Source organism: Leptothoe sp. LEGE 181152 (genome assembly GCF_032906605.1).
GTDB lineage: Bacteria > Cyanobacteriota > Cyanobacteriia > Phormidesmidales > Phormidesmidaceae > Leptothoe > Leptothoe turfae.
This window is the reverse complement of the sequence record NZ_JASATU010000012.1, coordinates 61852-80539: the sequence shown is the minus strand read 5'-3', so window position 1 is coordinate 80539 and position 18688 is coordinate 61852. Positions and strand designations below refer to the sequence as shown.

At 49.0% G+C, this 18688-nt stretch carries 13 protein-coding genes and 1 riboswitch; of the genes, 10 read left to right on the top strand and 3 right to left on the bottom strand.

The genetic code is table 11. The features are described 5' to 3' along the window. Positions 1-2 precede the first annotated feature (2 nt). The 4 genes from QGP82_RS06850 (at position 3) to QGP82_RS06835 (ending at position 5915) form a co-directional block, all read left to right on the top strand. Positions 3-761 carry a thioesterase II family protein gene (locus QGP82_RS06850; protein WP_499057996.1) on the top strand — a complete coding sequence of 253 codons (759 nt, stop codon included), beginning with the start codon at positions 3-5 and terminating at the stop codon, positions 759-761. A gap of 912 nt (positions 762-1673) precedes the next feature. Next, on the top strand, positions 1674-2771 hold the full coding sequence (locus QGP82_RS06845) for a ferredoxin family protein (RefSeq protein WP_499057994.1): 1098 nt from the start codon (positions 1674-1676) through the stop codon (positions 2769-2771). A gap of 363 nt (positions 2772-3134) precedes the next feature. After that, positions 3135-3644, top strand: a complete 510-nt coding sequence (locus tag QGP82_RS06840) for a hypothetical protein (protein ID WP_163701766.1) — start codon at positions 3135-3137, stop codon at positions 3642-3644. A 492-nt stretch (positions 3645-4136) separates the two neighbouring features. Beyond that, positions 4137-5915: a serine/threonine protein kinase gene (locus QGP82_RS06835; RefSeq protein ID WP_499057992.1), complete on the top strand. Its 1779-nt coding sequence runs from the start codon at positions 4137-4139 to the stop codon at positions 5913-5915. A gap of 89 nt (positions 5916-6004) precedes the next feature. On the opposite strand, the gene pstB is transcribed toward QGP82_RS06835, so the two are convergent. After that, positions 6005-6811 (bottom strand): phosphate ABC transporter ATP-binding protein PstB, encoded by an 807-nt coding sequence (pstB, locus tag QGP82_RS06830; protein WP_490794821.1) that lies wholly within the window; start codon positions 6809-6811, stop codon positions 6005-6007. Positions 6812-7124: 313 nt separating this feature from the next. Here pstB and cobN point away from each other — a divergent pair, with 313 nt between their 5' ends. The 6 genes from cobN (at position 7125) to QGP82_RS06800 (ending at position 16329) form a co-directional block, all read left to right on the top strand. Next, positions 7125-11108 (top strand): cobaltochelatase subunit CobN, encoded by a 3984-nt coding sequence (gene cobN / locus QGP82_RS06825; RefSeq protein ID WP_499057990.1) that lies wholly within the window; start codon positions 7125-7127, stop codon positions 11106-11108. Further along, positions 11105-11743: a cob(I)yrinic acid a,c-diamide adenosyltransferase gene (locus tag QGP82_RS06820; RefSeq protein WP_163665247.1), complete on the top strand. Its 639-nt coding sequence runs from the start codon at positions 11105-11107 to the stop codon at positions 11741-11743. The genes cobN and QGP82_RS06820 overlap by 4 nt, the downstream gene beginning before the upstream one ends. 60 nt (positions 11744-11803) lie before the next feature. Further along, positions 11804-12832: a dihydroorotase gene (pyrC, locus tag QGP82_RS06815; RefSeq protein ID WP_163665249.1), complete on the top strand. Its 1029-nt coding sequence runs from the start codon at positions 11804-11806 to the stop codon at positions 12830-12832. 120 nt (positions 12833-12952) lie between these two features. After that, a riboswitch (cobalamin riboswitch) is annotated at positions 12953-13097 on the top strand. 22 nt (positions 13098-13119) lie between these two features. Beyond that, positions 13120-13803, top strand: coding sequence for a HupE/UreJ family protein (locus QGP82_RS06810; RefSeq protein WP_250564979.1), 684 nt, complete (start codon positions 13120-13122; stop codon positions 13801-13803). A gap of 392 nt (positions 13804-14195) precedes the next feature. Next, positions 14196-15236: a cobalamin biosynthesis protein CobW gene (cobW, locus tag QGP82_RS06805; protein ID WP_499057988.1), complete on the top strand. Its 1041-nt coding sequence runs from the start codon at positions 14196-14198 to the stop codon at positions 15234-15236. A 196-nt stretch (positions 15237-15432) separates the two neighbouring features. Further along, complete coding sequence (locus QGP82_RS06800; protein WP_499057986.1) at positions 15433-16329, top strand: pentapeptide repeat-containing protein; 897 nt, start codon at positions 15433-15435, stop codon at positions 16327-16329. Positions 16330-16349: 20 nt separating this feature from the next. On the opposite strand, the gene QGP82_RS06795 is transcribed toward QGP82_RS06800, so the two are convergent. Together QGP82_RS06795 and QGP82_RS06790 are read right to left on the bottom strand one after the other, a co-directional pair. Continuing rightward, positions 16350-17009, bottom strand: a complete 660-nt coding sequence (locus tag QGP82_RS06795; RefSeq protein ID WP_499057984.1) for a GDYXXLXY domain-containing protein — start codon at positions 17007-17009, stop codon at positions 16350-16352. A gap of 49 nt (positions 17010-17058) precedes the next feature. Continuing rightward, positions 17059-18453: a DUF2157 domain-containing protein gene (locus QGP82_RS06790; RefSeq protein WP_499057983.1), complete on the bottom strand. Its 1395-nt coding sequence runs from the start codon at positions 18451-18453 to the stop codon at positions 17059-17061. Between the last annotated feature and the right edge of the window lie 235 nt (positions 18454-18688).

Below are 18688 nucleotides of genomic sequence, written 5' to 3'. Positions count from 1 at the left end.
CCATGATCACCACCCCTGATACCAACCGCTGGCTCCGACGCGGTACCCCTAATCCGAATGCGTCCCTACGCTGTTTTTGTCTGCCCTATGTCGGTGGCAGTGCCCGCATCTTCCAACCGTGGAGCCAGTCCTTGCCCGACAGTGTTGAGGTGTGTGCCCTAGAACTGCCGGGGCACGGCACCCGACTCACCGAACAGCCTTTTGACAATTGGGACGCGGTTTTGGAGGCCATCTCCCAGGTGATTTTGCCCCTTTGCGATCGCCCCTTTGTGTTCTTTGGCCACAGCATGGGGGCCTTGATCAGCTTTGAGCTGGCCCGCTATTGTCGCCGCCACCATCTGCCGATGCCCAGCCATCTTTATGTGTCAGGTCATCGTGCGCCCCAGCTACCCGACCCGGAAGAGCCGGTGCACAATCTGCCTGAACAGGCCTTTCGAGAGAAACTCACCCGACTGCAGGGCACTCCACCAGCGGTGCTCAATAACAAAGAGTTTATGGCGATGCTGTTGCCGGTGCTGCGGGCTGATTTCACCCTGTGTGAAACCTACAGTTATGTTCAAGAGCCGCCCCTGCCCTGTCCCATTACCGCCTTTGGCGGCACCCAAGATCCCACCACCCAACGGGGCCGCCTGCGGGCTTGGAGAGCACAGACCCAGGCTAAATTCACCCGCCATGTGTTACCAGGCAAACACTTTTTTATTCAAACGGAACAAGCCTCTCTCCTCAATCATTTAAAGATCAGCTTGGGCAGATACGCATAAATCAAGAAAGTCCCAGTTAGAGAAGATAATTATCAACGTCTTGCCCTGAACAAGAGAGACTTTAAATAAACAATCCTAGCGGGGCATTCCCAAGGGAGTATCCCGACGTCATCCTTTTGTTTAACCAGGGTTATTAAAACCAGATATTGGTTTTAGACCTACCGTGTACACATATCTCGGAAGATGGTTCAAAATCCTGCCTTACCCCCTTAATCCCCCCTTGGTAAGGGCAGGGTTGTTTCATGTTCACCAGAGAAAATCTGTAAGGCTTATTACTTCGTTCATACTGAATCGACATATGATCGGAGGGAACCAAAACCGGTTGCTTGGGGTCCCTCCGAGTTCCCCAAACCCCCATGGCTAGGGCCGGGAGGCCGCCCTAGGACCCAGCCTACTGAGTTGTCCTCAATTGCATTAAAGTGGGGGTTACGGTGGGGTCGATTAATCAGGTTATCGCATTGTTGTTTGGCCCACCTCCAAGTAGAGCATGCTTTTCCTCAAATGAGCTTTCAATGCCTTCAGATTTTCTGTCCAGACAATGAAACAGCCCTGCCTTGGTAAGGGGGGAAACTCCAGTCCTCCCCCTTACCAAGGGGAAGTTAGAGGGGGTGATGCAACCGCGAACGCTAGTATCCAGGACTTATGTGTACACCGTAGGGTTTTAGACAAAAAGGGTTTTGTCCATTTTTATAATGTTCTAAATCTCTCCTGATGAATCTCTTTACCCAGCTATCCATGACGTCAGAGTCTGGTCTGAAATACGACTGTGGATTCCCATGGTGCGGATTTCCATAGGGCGAAAAGTATTGGTACAAGGCATAGCCTAAAAGAGAACAATATTTCAATAAATCCTGCCAGGCGTTAAGATGTGCATAGATTAGATTTATTAGGAATAAATCCTATAAAGGAGCTATGCACATTCTAGATAATCTGCCGGAAAGTCTTGCTGACTGTCGCTATTGCTCCCAGGTCTCTAAGGCCAATGGCGAAGATCCCATTGGTTCAGCCCCTCAGATAGATTACTGGCTAATTGTGGAAGTTCCTCAGCCCTGGCCCATCACAATGGCTACAGATAATCCAGCTATCAGTCAGATATTTCCGCTGATCAAAAAGCTGATTTTTAGACGGGGAGTAATAGTGAGACCGATTGCGATCGCACCCGATCCCGACTATTCTGCCCCCGGCTTTACCCGCGTTCTGTATTACTCGCGTCCCGCAAAACAGTTTGCCAAGTACCTGAAAGAAGAATACCTGGTCCCCGAAGCTCTCACCATTGAGCTGGTTCTGGGCCTCTTAAATCGCCTATTGGGCAAAAAAAATCCGGTCAAGTCTTTTGCCACCTACCAACAAGAGACTCAACATATACGAGAGATGCTAGTGTGCACCCACACCCAGGTTGATCTGGCCTGTGGCCGATTTGGCACTCCCATATATCGCCAGTTACGCAAACAATTTGGTCAGTCCCATGTTCGGGTATGGCAAAGCACTCACTTTGGTGGTCATCAGTTTGCCCCCACATTAATTGACCTACCCACAGGACAGTTTTGGGGGCACTTAGAGTCGGGTCTCCTAACACATCTGATGCAGCGCAGCGGCGATCAACGCCAGCTTGCATTATGCTATCGGGGCTGGGCAGGCGTTAACAAGTTTGAGCAGATGGCTGAGCGAGCGGTCTGGCAACAAGAAGGATGGGACTGGTTTAACTGCCCGAGAACTGTTAAAACCACCAGTAAGGGACTGACGGGAATTAAAAAACTTGCTTATCCGATCTTGAAAATCATTCCTATTAAATTGTTGCAGCTCTGGTTAGACCGCTGGACCAAAGGTGCAACCTGGGTCAATATGAGCGTTAGCTATGAGACATCCTCTGGCACTGGCATATATAAGGTTACCGTTAAAGAGAAAGATGAAATTATCAGTGCTGGTAGTTCTGCAACCGAGGCCAATCAAACCATAAAGCTGAAACCCGTCAAACAATACCAGATAGTACACTCCGTTAAAATCGTCTGAGCTTATGAATGCAACGATGGTGTAACCGTGATGCCCATGCCCAACGTTTGACCGTGTAATGAATTCAATACCTTTAGTCTGATGGCCCATTTTCTGTAATTTCGGGGTCATCGGCTATTTACTGCCTACTAGTACTGTGTGGTGTGTGTGGTGTGTGTGGCGTGTGTGGCGTAAGTTTGACCACTATCAAATGTGGATGGGGTGATCAGCCAGGAGATGATATTTACTAACGGCTGTAAGCCTATTGGGTGGGTGTTTATTGGTAACAAGGTATGAAGGGTAAATTTATTTTCTATGCCCCGATCTAACCTAAGTACCTCAGAACTTGTTACATTAAACAGCTGGCATCAATGAACACAGTCTATGGAAAAAACTAATACTAAAACGTTTGCTATTTTGGCCCCTGTGCCAGAACATCATTTGGTCTCGGGGCTTGATGCGATTACTCGCCAGCTGGACGATGATGCGATTGAGACACAACCCATGGTAGCCTTAGGCAGCAATGCCTTTGAAGTTTTTGGGCAAGCAGATGCATTGCGTAAAGATCGCATGGCCGATGTTTATATTTATGCATCCCATGCAGATAATCCCACTTTAAATCCCCAGGCGACCTGGAGGGCAACTTACATTAAACAGGTTCATTCTCGTCGAGGTCGCTATCCTGGCAAAGCGATACATCGCCCAGAAACAACCGCCACTGACAAACCCACCTGGGCCGTTTTTTGGTTACTCAAAGATTTAGAAAAACTTCAACCCCCTTTGCCCATCGGTAAGATGAAGGCATTAGGCAAAAAATCTAATTATCCTCCCCGTTTTCTACCGGAAGGGCCAGTGTTGATAGAACATCCCATGCTTAGACGTCTCTTAGCCTAAGCCTCTGACAATAGCAAAGTCTGATAGTCATGGCGGTTTTGCGGGCCGATGATATTATTTTGGTAATTCTCGGCTACGCACGGTAATTCTCGGCTAAACACGGTTTTTCTCAGCTAAATACGGTCTCAGGACTGGGTGGTGGATCTGTTTGGGAGGTGCGATCGCAAATTCTAAGCGGCCATAGCCGGAGACAGTAAGACATTTTTACCAATGTCAATCATGCATTTGACCATAAGAATTTTATTTAACCAGATATAACCCTGATCTACCAGCTAGTAGATGAAGAACTACTAGCCTATGCACTGGTATTGGTATATCCAAACAACTCTGAAATGGAGGCAGCTATTGCTTAACTTTTCAATCGTCAGGAAAGCCAGGACCATCTACGAGCAATGGGTATTATCCCTGTTGCTAATTTAAATTCCTAACTATCGAAAGTAGGTAGGGTCACAAATCTACCGATATAACGTTATTAGCTCAACTGGTAGTCCTATGACCGTGGACAATTGCCTCAAATGTGAATCCGTTCGTGAGGAACATGTTCTCCAACATTTAACCTTCCGAGGCTATGCTCTAATTGAGCAGCTCAGCACGTTCCAAGATGTCGTCACCTACGTCGCCAGAGATAACCGCGAACCTGAAGGGTGTTATTGTCTTGTACGCGTGTTACCGATAAATAACAATGACGAACCGATTTTAGAATTGTTTCAGCCAACACCCAGCATCTCAGCGGCAGCTCAACTGCTAGGTGGGTTTCAAGTAGACAGTTACAGCTATCTCATTCGTCAATATATTCCTGGACAACCGCTGACTTGGGAAATTCCAAATCAGATAGGCTGGAATGGCAATCAGGTCATTAACCTGCTGCGGTCAATTTTGAAAACGCTGGTCCAATGTCATCAAGAAGGTGCCGTTCATGGCAATCTTCACCCCAATAATGTGATCCGTCGACCTGATGGACAGCTGATATTGACGGATTTTACCGGTACCCAAGGACGCTATCACCAAACCCTGAGACGGCATAAGGTGGGCCTCAGAAGTAACATTTTAGGACTATTAGAACATCCTGCCTACGCCGCTCCCGAACAATGGCAAGGCTGTCATCAACCCAGCAGCGATATCTATGCGCTGGGAATGTTAGGGTTGCAGTTTCTTCTTGGTCGCCAGTCTTGGACTTCTGAAACGCAGCTCCATCAACTGCTTAGTAGTCTACCTTATCAGCCGTTGGTAACTATCCTTAAGCGCATGGTTAATAGCATCCCAGACCAGCGCTATATGAATGCTCAGATCGCACTGTTTGCTCTAGATAATGTTCAATTAGACGACCAGCAACAACGACCAGCACCCATAGAACAACAACGAAGAGAGCAAGAAAACAAACTTCCACAAGCCCCCTTGACCTTAGGAGATTCCTGGCAGCGACAGCCAAACCATTATCAACTCAGTCAAATGGAGCGTAGATTACTAGACTATGATGGGATGCTAGATCAGCGATCACTCCCAGCCTCTCTGCCAAGTAAAGAACCCTCAGCCAATGCTTTACTCCAGTCTAAATCAAGTCCCGACACGTTGCCAGTTGTCAAATCGCAGGTAGCCTTACTTTCTATCGAGTCAGAGTTAAACGTACTATCCCGTGACTCAACGTTTGTTCATCCAGAACTGGTGAACACAGAGACCTTAGTCCTAGCCTCTATGGCACTAGAGACAGTCTCCATAGAAGATTTATCCCAACCGACTATCGTTGAGGCAACCATAGCCCATGCCAACCCTACTGTTATTGAAGGCTCAAAAGAAACACTGCTGATGGCTCCTGAGCTGCCTAAAGAGTCACCTGGTTCAAAAATATCTCACTTTAAGTGGACACCAGCTGTCTTGGCAATGACCACATCATTGGGTGGCGTTATTCTCTACCAAAATTGGAACTATCTCAATCAAGACGTCACCGCAGCACCAGATACTTCATCCAAGGTTATTACTGATGATATAGAGGTTGCTCAAACTAACCGTGACTCAGTCCCCATTCCTGTGCCAGAGACTCCCGGCGAATTTGATGTTCGTCCCAGCTTTAGCCAGTCTCAAGCTGAATACAGCGAGAAGCAAGAAATCATGGCCCAAACCCTGTTGCGCGCAGCCTATAAGCAAGCTGCTATTGAAAACTTTGAGCAAGCCTTGAACTATTTACATCAGGTGCCCACCCACACCAAAGCCCATCACACTGCTTTAAAAAAGATTGAAGAATATTCGCAAAAAGCAGTAATTAAAGGCCTCTAGTATCCGATGGCAGAAACTTGGCAGCCATTGCCCCCTATCTCCCCGTCGCTAGTTTAATGTTCGCTATGGTTTATCGTCCTTCTCTTCGCCTAGCCAAAGCGACCACTCACATAGTCTCGGGTCAATGTCTCATGGGGTTGTTGAAAAATTGTTTCGGTAGTATTATATTCCACCAGATAACCATAGCGAAGACCTTTCGGATCAGTCTTCGTATTAAAAAATGCCGCCATGTCAGACACACGAGATGCCTGCTGCATGTTATGGGTGACAATCACAATGGTGTAATGTTCCCGCAACTCTTGCATTAGATCTTCAATCAGGTGAGTTGCCAGCGGATCTAGAGCAGAACAAGGCTCATCCATCAATAACACCTTAGGCTCAACCGCAATGGAGCGGGCTATACAAAGCCGCTGCTGTTGTCCTCCTGAAAGATCATAACCGCTACAATACAGCCTATCTTTTACCTCATCCCAAAGCCCCACCCGCATCAGAGAGCGCTCGACTAGCTCATTTAGATCACCGGTATAACCATTGATGCGTGCACCAAAGGCAATATTCTCATAGATAGAATGATCAAATGGATTGGGCTTTTGAAACACCATGCCAACATTTCGACGCAGGATATCGACCTCCATCGTCGAATTATAAATATTTTGCCCATAAAAGAAGATATCTCCCTGGGTACGTGCTCCTGGAATCAAATCATTGAGGCGATTCAAACAACGAATTAAGGTACTCTTCCCACACCCGGATGGACCAATCAAAGCCGTAATCTGATGTTCTGGAATATCGAAAGAAACGTCGTAAACACCCAAGGCAGAGCCATAACGTACGGTAGTATTACGTATACTAAGTACTGTCCTGGGTGGCGCTACCGTTTCTATTTGAGATAGCATTTGTAAGTACCTCGTAGAGTTCTTTTCCTTACCCCCGCAATATAGGTAAAAAATTTGAGGAACTTGGGAGGATTGGTAATCGATAAGTTTTCGCCAGGGACGTGACATTTGGTAACACTGCGTTTATTAACTTTGACGTCTACAGACCAGGACGGTTTACCTACAATATCAATGTGCTGAACTGCCAAGCTGTTAATTGCGGGGTTTAAGCTGTTCTGCTGAGCATATGCGTGCAGGCTGTCTGCACAATGGACGGGATCAGGATGGTGATGGGAAGTGCTAAGATCCATAGCCGATACCCACCTATGACCGCATGCATCGCATTGCCGCAACACCGGGAGGATGGAGCCCAGATACAGACGGAGTCATCATTCTGGAACAAACCCCAGCCCCCATCGTAATCCTCACCGCTGCCGATACAGAAATCCAAACCCTGGCTGCTAGCCTGCCGAGACTTCCTAAAGACTTTCCTGAATTTCGAGTCGCTAGCCTGCTGCAGCTACAACAAGAACTGAGCATTGATACTTATGTAGATGATGTATTGAGTAAAGCCCAGGTCATTGTAGTGCGGCTGTTGGGGGGACGCAGCTACTGGAGCTATGGTCTAGAACGCCTGCGGGAAGTTGCAGAGTTCCAGGGCATTAGCCTGGTGGTATTGCCCGGTGACAATCGCCCCGATCCGGCCCTGAGCAGTTTGGGTACGGTGCCCCTAATCGTAGCGGATACACTCTGGCACTACTTTGTGGAAGGGGGAGCGGAAAATCTGACTTACGGGCTACAGTATTTGGCTCGAACCTGTTTGGAATATCCCTATGAGCCACCTGCACCGAAGTCCGTGCCGCAGTGGGGGGAATATGCATGGAAGAGTAGGAGAATGGGAGAGTGGGAGAGGGAAGAAACAGACAAAAATGTCGTTATTTCTCCCAGAATTGGGGTGCTCGGGGGGACTTCAACCGATATAGTTTCTTCGAGAAAATATCTTAAGCCCCAGCCGACGGTGGCGATTTTTTTCTATCGGGCTCATTATCTGTCTGGCAATACCCGCGTCATTGATACTCTTTGCGAAGCCTTGCAATGCCGTGGGTTAAATCCGCTGCCGCTTTTTCTGCCCTCTCTCCGCAATCCAGATATTCAGGCTCAGCTGCTAACTGAACTCACTGAGAATCGTAGTATTGATTTGATTTTGAATACCACTGGATTCTCTCTTGCTAAGTTAAATGCTGAGTCTCCCCAGGTGGACTTTTGGCAAAAGTTAGATGTGCCGGTGCTTCAGGTGATGCTCAGCGGTGGCAGTGAAGACCAGTGGCAACAACAGTGGCGAGGATTGTCACCCCGAGATATTGCGATGAATGTGGCGCTACCGGAGGTGGATGGCCGCATCATTAGTCGGGCGGTGTCGTTTAAGGCGGTGCAGACGGATCATCCTCAGCTGGAGACGACGATGATGGCCTATGAGCCGAAGGCTGATCGTATTGAGTTTGTTGCTGACCTGGCAGCTAATTGGGTAACGCTGCGGCGCACGGCACCCCAGCAGCGCAAGGTGGCACTAATTCTGGCCAACTACCCCAACAAAGATGGTCGTTTGGCCAATGGGGTGGGGCTGGATACTCCCGCTAGCTGTTTGGAGATTTTGCGATCGCTAACGTCAGCAGGCTATACCGTTACCCCCGGCACTATTCCCCCAGAAGAAATTTTATCGGCCACCGGTGCAGATTTGATCGACTGGCTTACCCAGGGCATTACCAATGATCCTGAAGGGCAAGGCATGCGCCCTGTGCATCAAACTCTCTCAGCAAAAGATTATCAAGAGTATTTTCAAATGCTGCCTGCGGCTGTGCAACAGGGTGTCATTGACCGCTGGGGAGCGGTGGCCCCTGACGTGGATATTCCCATTGCCGGCATTCAACTGGGTAACATTTTTATCGGCATTCAACCCTCTCGGGGCTATGACGATGATCCGTCGCTGAACTACCATGCGCCAGATTTAGAACCCACCCATCGGTATCTTGCATTTTATGCTTGGCTGCGTTGCCAGTGGGGAGCCCAAGCTGTTGTCCATGTGGGTAAACATGGCAATTTGGAATGGCTGCCGGGCAAGAGTTTGGCCCTGTCTGAAACCTGTTATCCAGAAGTGGCCCTGGGGCCAATGCCCCATTTATATCCCTTTATTGTCAACGATCCGGGGGAAGGCACCCAGGCAAAACGTCGGGCGCAGGCGGTGATTTTGGATCACCTGACGCCACCTTTGACTCGGGCTGAACTCTATGGCTCGCTGCATCGATTGGAGGCGCTGATTGACGAGTATTACGATGCGGAGTCGTTAGATCCAAAAAGACTTCCAGTGATTCGCGATCACATCTGTTCCCTGGTCACCCAAGCAAATCTACAACAGGATCTCAGTTTTTTGCCAGGTCTGGCTCCCATCTTGCCACAGCTGCAACTCTCCCAAGAAAAGCAACCTGGATCGCGGCGCAATGATCAATCGTTAGATTCAAATGCCTTTAGCGAATTTATTACCCAAACAGACGGGTACCTGTGTGATCTCAAGGAAGCTCAAATCCGTGATGGGTTGCATATTTTAGGTCTGTGCCCCGATGGCAGGCAGCTGCGGGATTTGATGGTGGCCATTGCCCGGCAGCCCGGTCCCGGTCGTCAGGGGTTAACCCGTGCGATCTCAGACGACTGGGGCTGGGATCTGCATTTTGACCCCCTCACCGCAGATTTAGGCACTGTTATCAAAGATCTGGAGATACCAGATACTTTGTTGCAGCCTGAGCGGTTGGCAACTCTCTACACCGTTGGTGATGCCGTTGAAGTACTAGAACACCAGGCGGCTTGCTTAGTGGAACAATTGCTGGCTAAGGAAGAGAATTTCGTCTGCGGTCCTAAAACAACTGCAGAACTTACCTGGATCCGCCAGTGGCTCTGGCCCAAACTCACCCAAACCTCCGAGGAAATCACCCACCTGCTCCACAGCTTAAATGGAGGCTATGTGCCCAGCGGTTCCTCTGGTGCACCGACGCGGGGACGGGCGGATGTGCTGCCCACCGGGCGGAATTTTTACAGCGTTGATATTCGGGGACTGCCGACGGAAAGTGCCTGGGATGTGGGTCGTCGAGCCGCAGAGAACCTGGTGGAGCGCTACACCCAAGAGCAGGGAGACTATCCCAAAACCCTGGGTCTGTCCATGTGGGGCACGGCCACCATGCGCACGGGCGGAGATGACATGGCTGAGGCCCTGGCTCTCCTGGGAGTGCGCCCCGTTTGGGATGGGGTGGGTCGTCGGGTGGTGGATTTTGAAATTCTGCCCCTATCGGTGCTGCAACGCCCCCGCGTAGATGTTACCCTGCGCATTTCGGGATTCTTCCGCGATGCCTTTCCTAACCTGATTGATTTGTTTAACTCAGCGGTGGCAGCGGTGGCAGCGCTGGATGAACCGTCTGGCATGAATCCCCTGGCTACCCAGGTAAAGCAAGAAGCCGACCATTGGCAGTCCCTGGGGTTTAGTGCTGAGGATGCCGATATTCGTGCCCAGTACCGGGTGTTTGGGTCTAAGCCAGGGGCCTATGGTGCCGGACTTCAGGGACTGATTGAGGCACAAAACTGGAGTAGCGATCGCGACCTGGCCCAGGCTTATATTAACTGGAGTTGCTATGCCTATGGGCGACCCAGCACAGGAGAGCCCTCCCCACAGGAACCGTTGGGCAAATTGCGCTCCACCTCCGTTCCCGATGTCTTTCAACAACGGCTAGGGCAGCTGCAAATTGTGTTGCACAATCAAGATAATCGAGAACATGATCTGTTGGACTCTGACGATTACTACCAGTTTCAGGGGGGCCTAGTCGCTGCCGTGCGCGCCACCCAGGGCAAAAATCCCACAGCCTATTTTGGTGATCACTCCCGCCCCCAACAGCCGCGCATTCGCTCTTTGCCCGAGGAGATCAGCCGAGTTTACCGTTCCCGCGTTGTCAATCCTAAATGGATTGCCGGGGTGATGCGCCATGGCTATAAAGGCGCTTTTGAGATGGCTGCCACGGTGGATTATCTCTTTGCCTATGATGCAACAACCCACGCGGTGGCTGATTTTATGTATGCTGGCGTTGCCGAGACGTACATTCTAGACGACAACGTTCAACGCTTTATCCAGACCCATAATCCCTGGGCGTTACGGGATATGTCAGAACGGTTGTTAGAAGCCCACCAGCGAGGATTATGGCAACAGGTTTCACCCGAAATGCTAGAACAGCTGAGGGCCATTGTATTAGATGCCGAAGCTCACATTGAGGAAACACTATGACCAACCCACAGAACACCCCACAAAATACGTCAGAAGAGCAAGCCCGTCTACAGAAGATAAAAGCCGCTAAAGATCAGTCCCGTGCCAACCGCGCAGGGAATGAAAAAGGACTTTATCTTTTGTTTACAGGATTAGGTAAAGGTAAAACCAGTAGTGCCATGAACCTGGTTTATCGCCATTTAGCCCATGATATGAGGGTGGCTGTGGTGCAGTTTATTAAAAACGACAGTGCGTTTCCCGATGGCGATCGCATCATGTTGGAAAAGCTCAAGGAACAGGGTTTTCCCATCAGTATCGATACCCTGGGTGGGGGGTTCACCTGGGAAACCCAGGACCCGGATCAAGACCAGCGGATGGCGGAGCAGGCCTGGCAAACGGCAACCAAGCTCATTGCGGATCCCGATATTTCCCTGGTTGTTCTGGATGAATTACACATTGCGCTCAAAAAAGCTCGGCTAGATCTGACACCTGTAATGGCAGGCATTCAGGCTCGTCCTAACCATTGTCATGTGGCCAGTACTGGACGCTATGCGCCCCAGGAATTAATTGATGTTGCTGATTTGGTGACAGAAATGAATCGCATCAAGCACCCCATCAGTGCAGGTATTCCAGCCCAGATAGGGATTGAGTATTAGATGGCTTTCCATAGTGGATGGACACTATAATCACCTTGCTACTTGTTTAATGATTAAAAGATGCAAAAGCTTACCATAACCCGACCCGACGACTGGCATCTGCATGTGCGGGACGGTGTGATGCTGAAAGCGGTTTTGCCCCATACGGTGCGTCAGTTTTCCCGCGCCATCATTATGCCGAATTTGAAGCCCCCCGTGCGCTCGGTAGCGGATGCGGCAGCCTATCGAGATCGCATTATTGCAGCCATTCCAGCTGGCAAACAATTTGAGCCGCTGATGACCCTCTACCTGACTGACAATACAGACCCCAAAGAGATCATTACGGCCAAAGCCTCCCAGTTTGTTAAAGCGGTTAAATACTATCCAGCCGGTGCAACAACTAATTCAGACTTTGGTGTGACGGATATTCGTAAGTGCGATCGCGTCTTTGCTGCCATGCAGCAGGTGGACATGCCCCTATTGTTACACGGGGAAGTGACCGATAAAGGGGTCGATGTTTTTGATCGTGAGAAGATATTTATCGAGCAACATTTGCTCCCACTTAAGCAGCGATTTCCCAACCTGCGTATCGTGCTTGAGCACATTACCACCTCAGATGCTGTGCAGTTTGTTCTGGCCCATAACCATGTGGCTGCAACCATCACACCGCAGCATTTATTGTTTAACCGTAATGCGCTCTTCCAAGGAGGAATTCGCCCCCATTTCTATTGCCTGCCAATTTTGAAACATGAGCAGCATCGTCGGGCAATTTTGCAAGCGGCCACTTCGGGTAATCCTAAGTTTTTTCTGGGCACCGATAGTGCCCCCCATGATCGCAACAATAAGGAAACATCCTGTGGCTGTGCCGGTTGCTATTCGGCCTTGCATGCTATGGAGTTGTATGCAGAAGCGTTTGAGAGTGTTGACGCCCTCGATAAACTAGAAGCGTTCGCCAGCTTCCATGGACCAGACTTTTACAAACTACCCCGCAATACGCAGCAAATTACCTTGGTCAAAACAACGTGGCGCATCCCCGATGAAGTGCCTCTGACTGAGTCTGAACTTGTGCCGTTACGGGCAGGGGAAGAGATGACGTGGCAAATGGCATAGGATCTGCAACAGGGTATGGGTATAGTTCTAACAGAAAGCCAAGAAACAACGTTCTATGCCAATCCTAAATAGTTAATCCTGTGCAATTTTGATATCCAAAGCGAAGGCGAAGGTGGTAGATTTAATCTGCTTAGCATCGGTTCTAGTGGGGAACAGCCGCTAGAGGAAAGGGGGAAAGCGCAGTGAAAATCTGCCACTGTCCCGCAGCTGTGAAGGAAGTTTTATACCTCCCAGTCAGAATGCCCGCCGATGGTCAACCTGCCGTTTTATTGATCTGCGAGGTACAGATGGGTTTATATGCTTTAGTCGCCTTGAAGGGTTTCAAGGTTAAGAATCTTTGTCGTTCAGGTGAGATTGCGCTTGTTGCGATCGCAGCATTTCTCCTCAATGGGTTGCCTGCCCTAGCTCATCATCCGTTGGGCGGAAAGACACCCAGTAATTTCATTGAAGGATTGTTATCCGGTCTTGGTCATCCGGTCATTGGACTAGATCATCTAGTGTTTGTCATCGCCTCAGGGTTGTTAGCAGCGGCCATTGGTCGCAACTTAATTATTCCTGTTGCCTTTGTTTTAGCCTCTCTTTTGGGTACAGGAATTCATTTGATGAGCATTGATTTGCCGCTTCCTGAGCTGGTAATTTCTGCCTCAGTGCTTGTCTTTGGTGTACTACTAGCCCTAAAAGAGCGGCCAAATAGCACAATTATCACTGGCTTAGCCGCCATTTCTGGGTTGTTCCATGGGTTTGCTTATGGAGAATCCATCTTTGGTGCTGAAATGGGTCCTCTGATGGCTTATTTGCTAGGATTTGCATCGATTCAGCTTGCGATCGCAACAGCTGCTTATGGGATGGGTAGTCGCCTATTCCAACAGTCACCCGAAAGTTCAGCGCTGCGATTTGCTGGTTTTATTATTTGCGGTGTGGGCGGTACGTTTCTGTCCACACTGATGATGGATTATGTTTTGCTCGCTTAACCTACGCTGATCTACTGTGAACCCTCTTAAAGGGTACTGTGTATGTATCTAGAAGATAATGTCCCAAAAGGTAGACATGACCTTGAATTTGCCCACTCTGCAACTTATGCGTACATGGTAGCTCCAAAAGGAAAGGTAAAAGATCGACTAGACATCTCAAACTATCCTGTTTGTTATTTTTAGCTTTCTTTCATACTTGACTTCAATTTGCTTGGAGAGAATTTAGGAAAGAGCTTTTTTAGAAATAAATAGTTCCTCTGTAGGAACCCACTGCTGTACGTCCAATGCAGGATCAGAATCAGTTGTCTGCATCCTGACGGGTGCACCAATGTGCACCTCTACCAAACCAAATTTGCACAAAATCTTGAATCTTTAGTCGTTAGGAAAAACCAATGCATAAAATTCCTGTTACCGTAGTCACCGGCTTTCTAGGGTCCGGTAAAACCACACTGGTGCGTCATCTATTGCAAAACAACCAGGGACGACGCATCGCTGTATTAGTCAATGAGTTTGGAGAGGTTGGCATTGATGGAGAAATTCTAAAATCCTGCCAGGTCTGTGATGAAGATGAGACGCCTGATGCTAACATTCTAGAGCTTGCTAATGGGTGTCTCTGCTGCACTGTGCAAGAAGAGTTTTTGCCTACTATGCAAACTCTTCTAAAGCGGCGAGAAGACATTGACTGTATTGTCATTGAAACCTCAGGTTTAGCGCTGCCAAAGCCTTTAGTGCAAGCGTTTCGTTGGCCTGAAATTCGGACTGGAGCAACCGTGGATGGTGTTGTAACGGTGGTGGATGGCAATGCCCTTGCCAATGGTCAAATTGTTGGCGATCTAGAGGCCCTAGAAGCCCAACGACAGGCAGATGACTCATTAGACCATGAAACGCCCATTGAAGAACTGTTTGAGGATCAGCTAGCCTGTGCTGATATGGTGTTAATAACTAAGACCGATGTGATGTCGGAAGATAACCGTCTTAAGGTACAACGATGGCTCCAACAGACGGTACCCACGGGCGTTAAGGTTGTTCCTTGTCAGCAGGGTGAAATTAGCCCAGATATTTTGCTGGGCTTTAATGCCGCTGTTGAAGATGACTTGGATAGTCGTCACAGCCATCATGATCATGAAGAAGAGCATGAGCATGACGATCATCTGGAGTCCGTTTATGTTGAGCTAGATAAGGCGTTTGAGCCTGCTGTTTTGGTAAAACGTTTGCAATCGTTGGTGCAGCAACAAGAGATTTATCGCATTAAAGGCTTTGTCTCTGTCCCAAACAAAGCGATGCGACTAGTTTTGCAAGGTGTAGGCCAGCGTTTTGATCACTTTTATGATCGCCCCTGGCAAGCGGATGAATCTCGTCAGACTCGGCTAGTGGTCATTGGCTCTGAGCTGGATAAAGAGACCGTTACTCAAGCTATGGCAGGAACTGCATAGGCCTGATGGTGAGCCATGGCCCATCGACTTAGTTCAAAAGTCCATGGACCATGGCTCAAACCCGCATTGGTTTCAAAAGCACAAAAAAGGCAGAATACGCCTTGGCGTAAATGGGGTGGTTAAGCGCGCATAAATATTTAGGGCGTTCCCGAATGAGGGGAGCGATAATGGGCTCAACATTGAGGGAGTCCCAAGCATGCGAGAGCGATTCAAGCAGTGGCCACCAAAGATAAGCATCAACAAGGGGTGGGTGATGGGAGCGATCTCCACTCCAGTCTTTCTCTGGTTAGTGTGGTGGCTTTGGTTACTCCCCGTTCGTCAACCTCAGCCAGATGACGGTCGCCTATCCTACAACGAAAGAGTCACCCTTGCTCACCCACATCGTCAAACCCTCATCAGGGGGATTGGGACGCTCGCAATGGTTGCCGGTGGGGTTTTCCTGTTTCTTCGTTTCCGCATTGCTAACAGAAATGCAGAGGCAATCGACCTGAGCGGGACCGACCTGAGCGGGGCCGACCTCATCAGCGCCGACCTTATAAGTGCCAACCTCAGCGGGGCCAACCTCAGATATGCCGACCTCAGATATGCCGACCTCAGCGGGGCCAACCTCAACGGCGCTAACCTCAGCGGGGCCGACCTCAGCGGCGCTAACCTGAGTGGGGCTGACCTTATCAGTGCTGACCTCAGTGGGGCTAACCTCAGCGGTGCCAACCTTAGGTATGCCAATCTCAGCGGGGCTGACCTGAGATATGCCGACCTCAGCGGGGCCGATCTCAGATATGCCAACCTCAGCGGGGCCAACCTCAACTGTACCCTACTCAGCGATGCCAACCTCAGCGATGCTAACCTCAGCGGTGCCTTGCTATTTTTTATAAATTTACGAGAAGTTCTAAATCTTGAACCGCTTCAACTCGAGGTGAAACCTTCACCTTTTTTATGTAATGTTGCCTTGCCTGCTTATTCCAAGCAACCAGATGTGAATCCCAATCGTGCCTGCGATCGCATGCCCCAACTCTTGAGCACTCGCTATGATATTCCCCTCGAAGAGGCCCAAGGGATCGTCGATGAAGCTCGACAACACCAATGGGACTAACCCAAAGATATCTCCTTACATTAAAAACGATAGTTAGTGCTATTTACCCATAGTCCTACTAACACCGCATTGCCATGGCTATCGATTTTAATGTCCACCACAAAAGCTTCTTGATCTCGCCATTGAGTATCATTAATATGTGCATTGATATCTACTCTTTGATCCTCTGGCATGTAGTAACGCTCCAGACCGTAGGTGATTCGATTGTTAGCGTATTGACCTTTTAGAACAATCTGATTAGTGTCTAGATCGTCAGGTCGTGTTTCACTGACGCGAATGGGTTGCCAGGGAGTTGGAGGCGAAGTCTCTGTTTTGGGAGCTTCCAAGACAACAAAAAAGGCCTGAGGCTGATAGTCATAGTCCTCAAAAAACTTCTCGCCACCCGGAAGTGTGTGCAACGTCTCACGTTGGGAAATGTCATAACGCAGGGTTTGGTAATACCCTCTCAAAAAATCGTAGGGATCGACAGGGGCAGTTTGTAGCGTAACAGATGTGCCTGTGGCAGAGGTATAGACATCCTGAGCAGGCACTGCGACAATTATCGCGGTCTGAATCAGTAGGGGAGCCCACAATCGCCAACCGGGTAGTCTACGTCTTGGCAACGATTGGATGGGCACTGGCTTACCATCAGGCTTAACCAGAGTTTTAATGTCGGGATGTTGAGATGACGAAGATGGCATAGGACAGTACCTAAAAAACTGATAGACGTGTCGTTTGCAAAAATCAGGTTTAAGCTTGACTGAGGCGTGCTGATGAATGCTTAAGTCGATGCTCAAACCATAACCCTGCAACAATTATGCCGATGCCGCAGAGTACTAATACAACGGCCTTCAACATTAAGTCAGTGTTGTACTCAAATAAGCGACTGAGTAGTCCTAACACTAACAACACCATTCCACCCCAAAAGGTGCGTCGTACGCCTAAGGCTAAACTATCCCGCAACAGGGCCAGCGCCAGTAAGAACAACATAATGTTAACGACAATAGTTGCAACGATGTTGATATCCCCCAGGGAGATGTGGGTAATTATGATTCCGGTAGATAGGATGAGTATCAGGGCGATTGTAACGGTATTGATCGACTGTTCTTGCCAGAGATTCCCATGTCTCAGCTGGTGTCGCAGTCGCAGCCATCCTAGCCCCGCAAAAACGCTAAATACTACAATGTTCACAAACCACCAGGACAGCTCGGTCAACGTATCATCTTGAAATAGGTGTGGGCTGGCCCAGGTAGCCTTAAATGAGAAGATATAGAGTGTGAGACTCAGCACCGTAATAGCCAGGCTACGTGACACCGTTTGAAACGGATCTGGTCGGGTATTGATGGAGCAGGGAGTAAATCTCCACACGTCTCGGTCATAGCTCCATAGGCAGGCGACTGGCAGCAGCAGTGAAATGGCCAACAGTCCATTTGTGACATCATAGGAAAATAGAGCTAGGGGAAATGCGCTCGCAAAACCCAATCCAGCCAGAACAAATACCACCCGTGACCGACACCCATAGGCCAATGGCACAAACAATCCACAGACTATCAGCGGCATCATTCTCATGGGGAACTCTAGCCAGCTAGAGTTTGTTAGCCAGAAAGTCGAAACAGCCCATGAACCATAGCTAATCGCCATAAGTCCCCAAGCCATTACACCTAAGGATGTGAGCCTGAGGCTGTAGGCCATCAAGGTCACCCCTATTCCCCAGAAAAAGTAAAGCTCATAGGCCTGTCCACTTTGGTGAAACATTTGCGACATCAGGGCCATATTTGCACCCAGCGATAGTGCCCCTGTTAATAAAAGACCGTGGCCCAACTGCTGTAACCCTTTTTGGCGAAAGGGGCGTCGCCATAAATAAAACCCTGCTGCATTGATCCCAACAAACAGCACCATCAACAAGCACACTCGAAATGCTCGGGACCAAACTTGCCAGTTGGCAGCCACAAAGGTGATTAGCCCCAACCCCAACAAGATGCCACCAAGGCCTAACAAAATAGCTACAAACTGATTTTGGGCGTCTGGTTCAATCTCACCAAATTTATAACGCTCCGACAGTTGCTCGTAGATATCTACGGTGATGACACCTTCTTGCCACCACTGTTCTGCTTCCCTGCGAAGTTGTCGACGAAACTTGGACATAGCCACTACCTGCATAAACCCTCATCTGTCTATGGAGCCAGTTTGGCAATAGTTTCAATGAATTTTCCATGAGTGTGGTGTAGCTGACTGAAGCAAATCCAATGGGCCAGATGTCAGGCGAAGTTCATCGAAGTAAAGCGAAGTTAAACTGCGTGATATCTCTTTGAGCCGTCGAATGGTTTGAATATCCCCCTTAAGCAATCAGGGTATTGGAACATTCAGGTTAACCTAAATG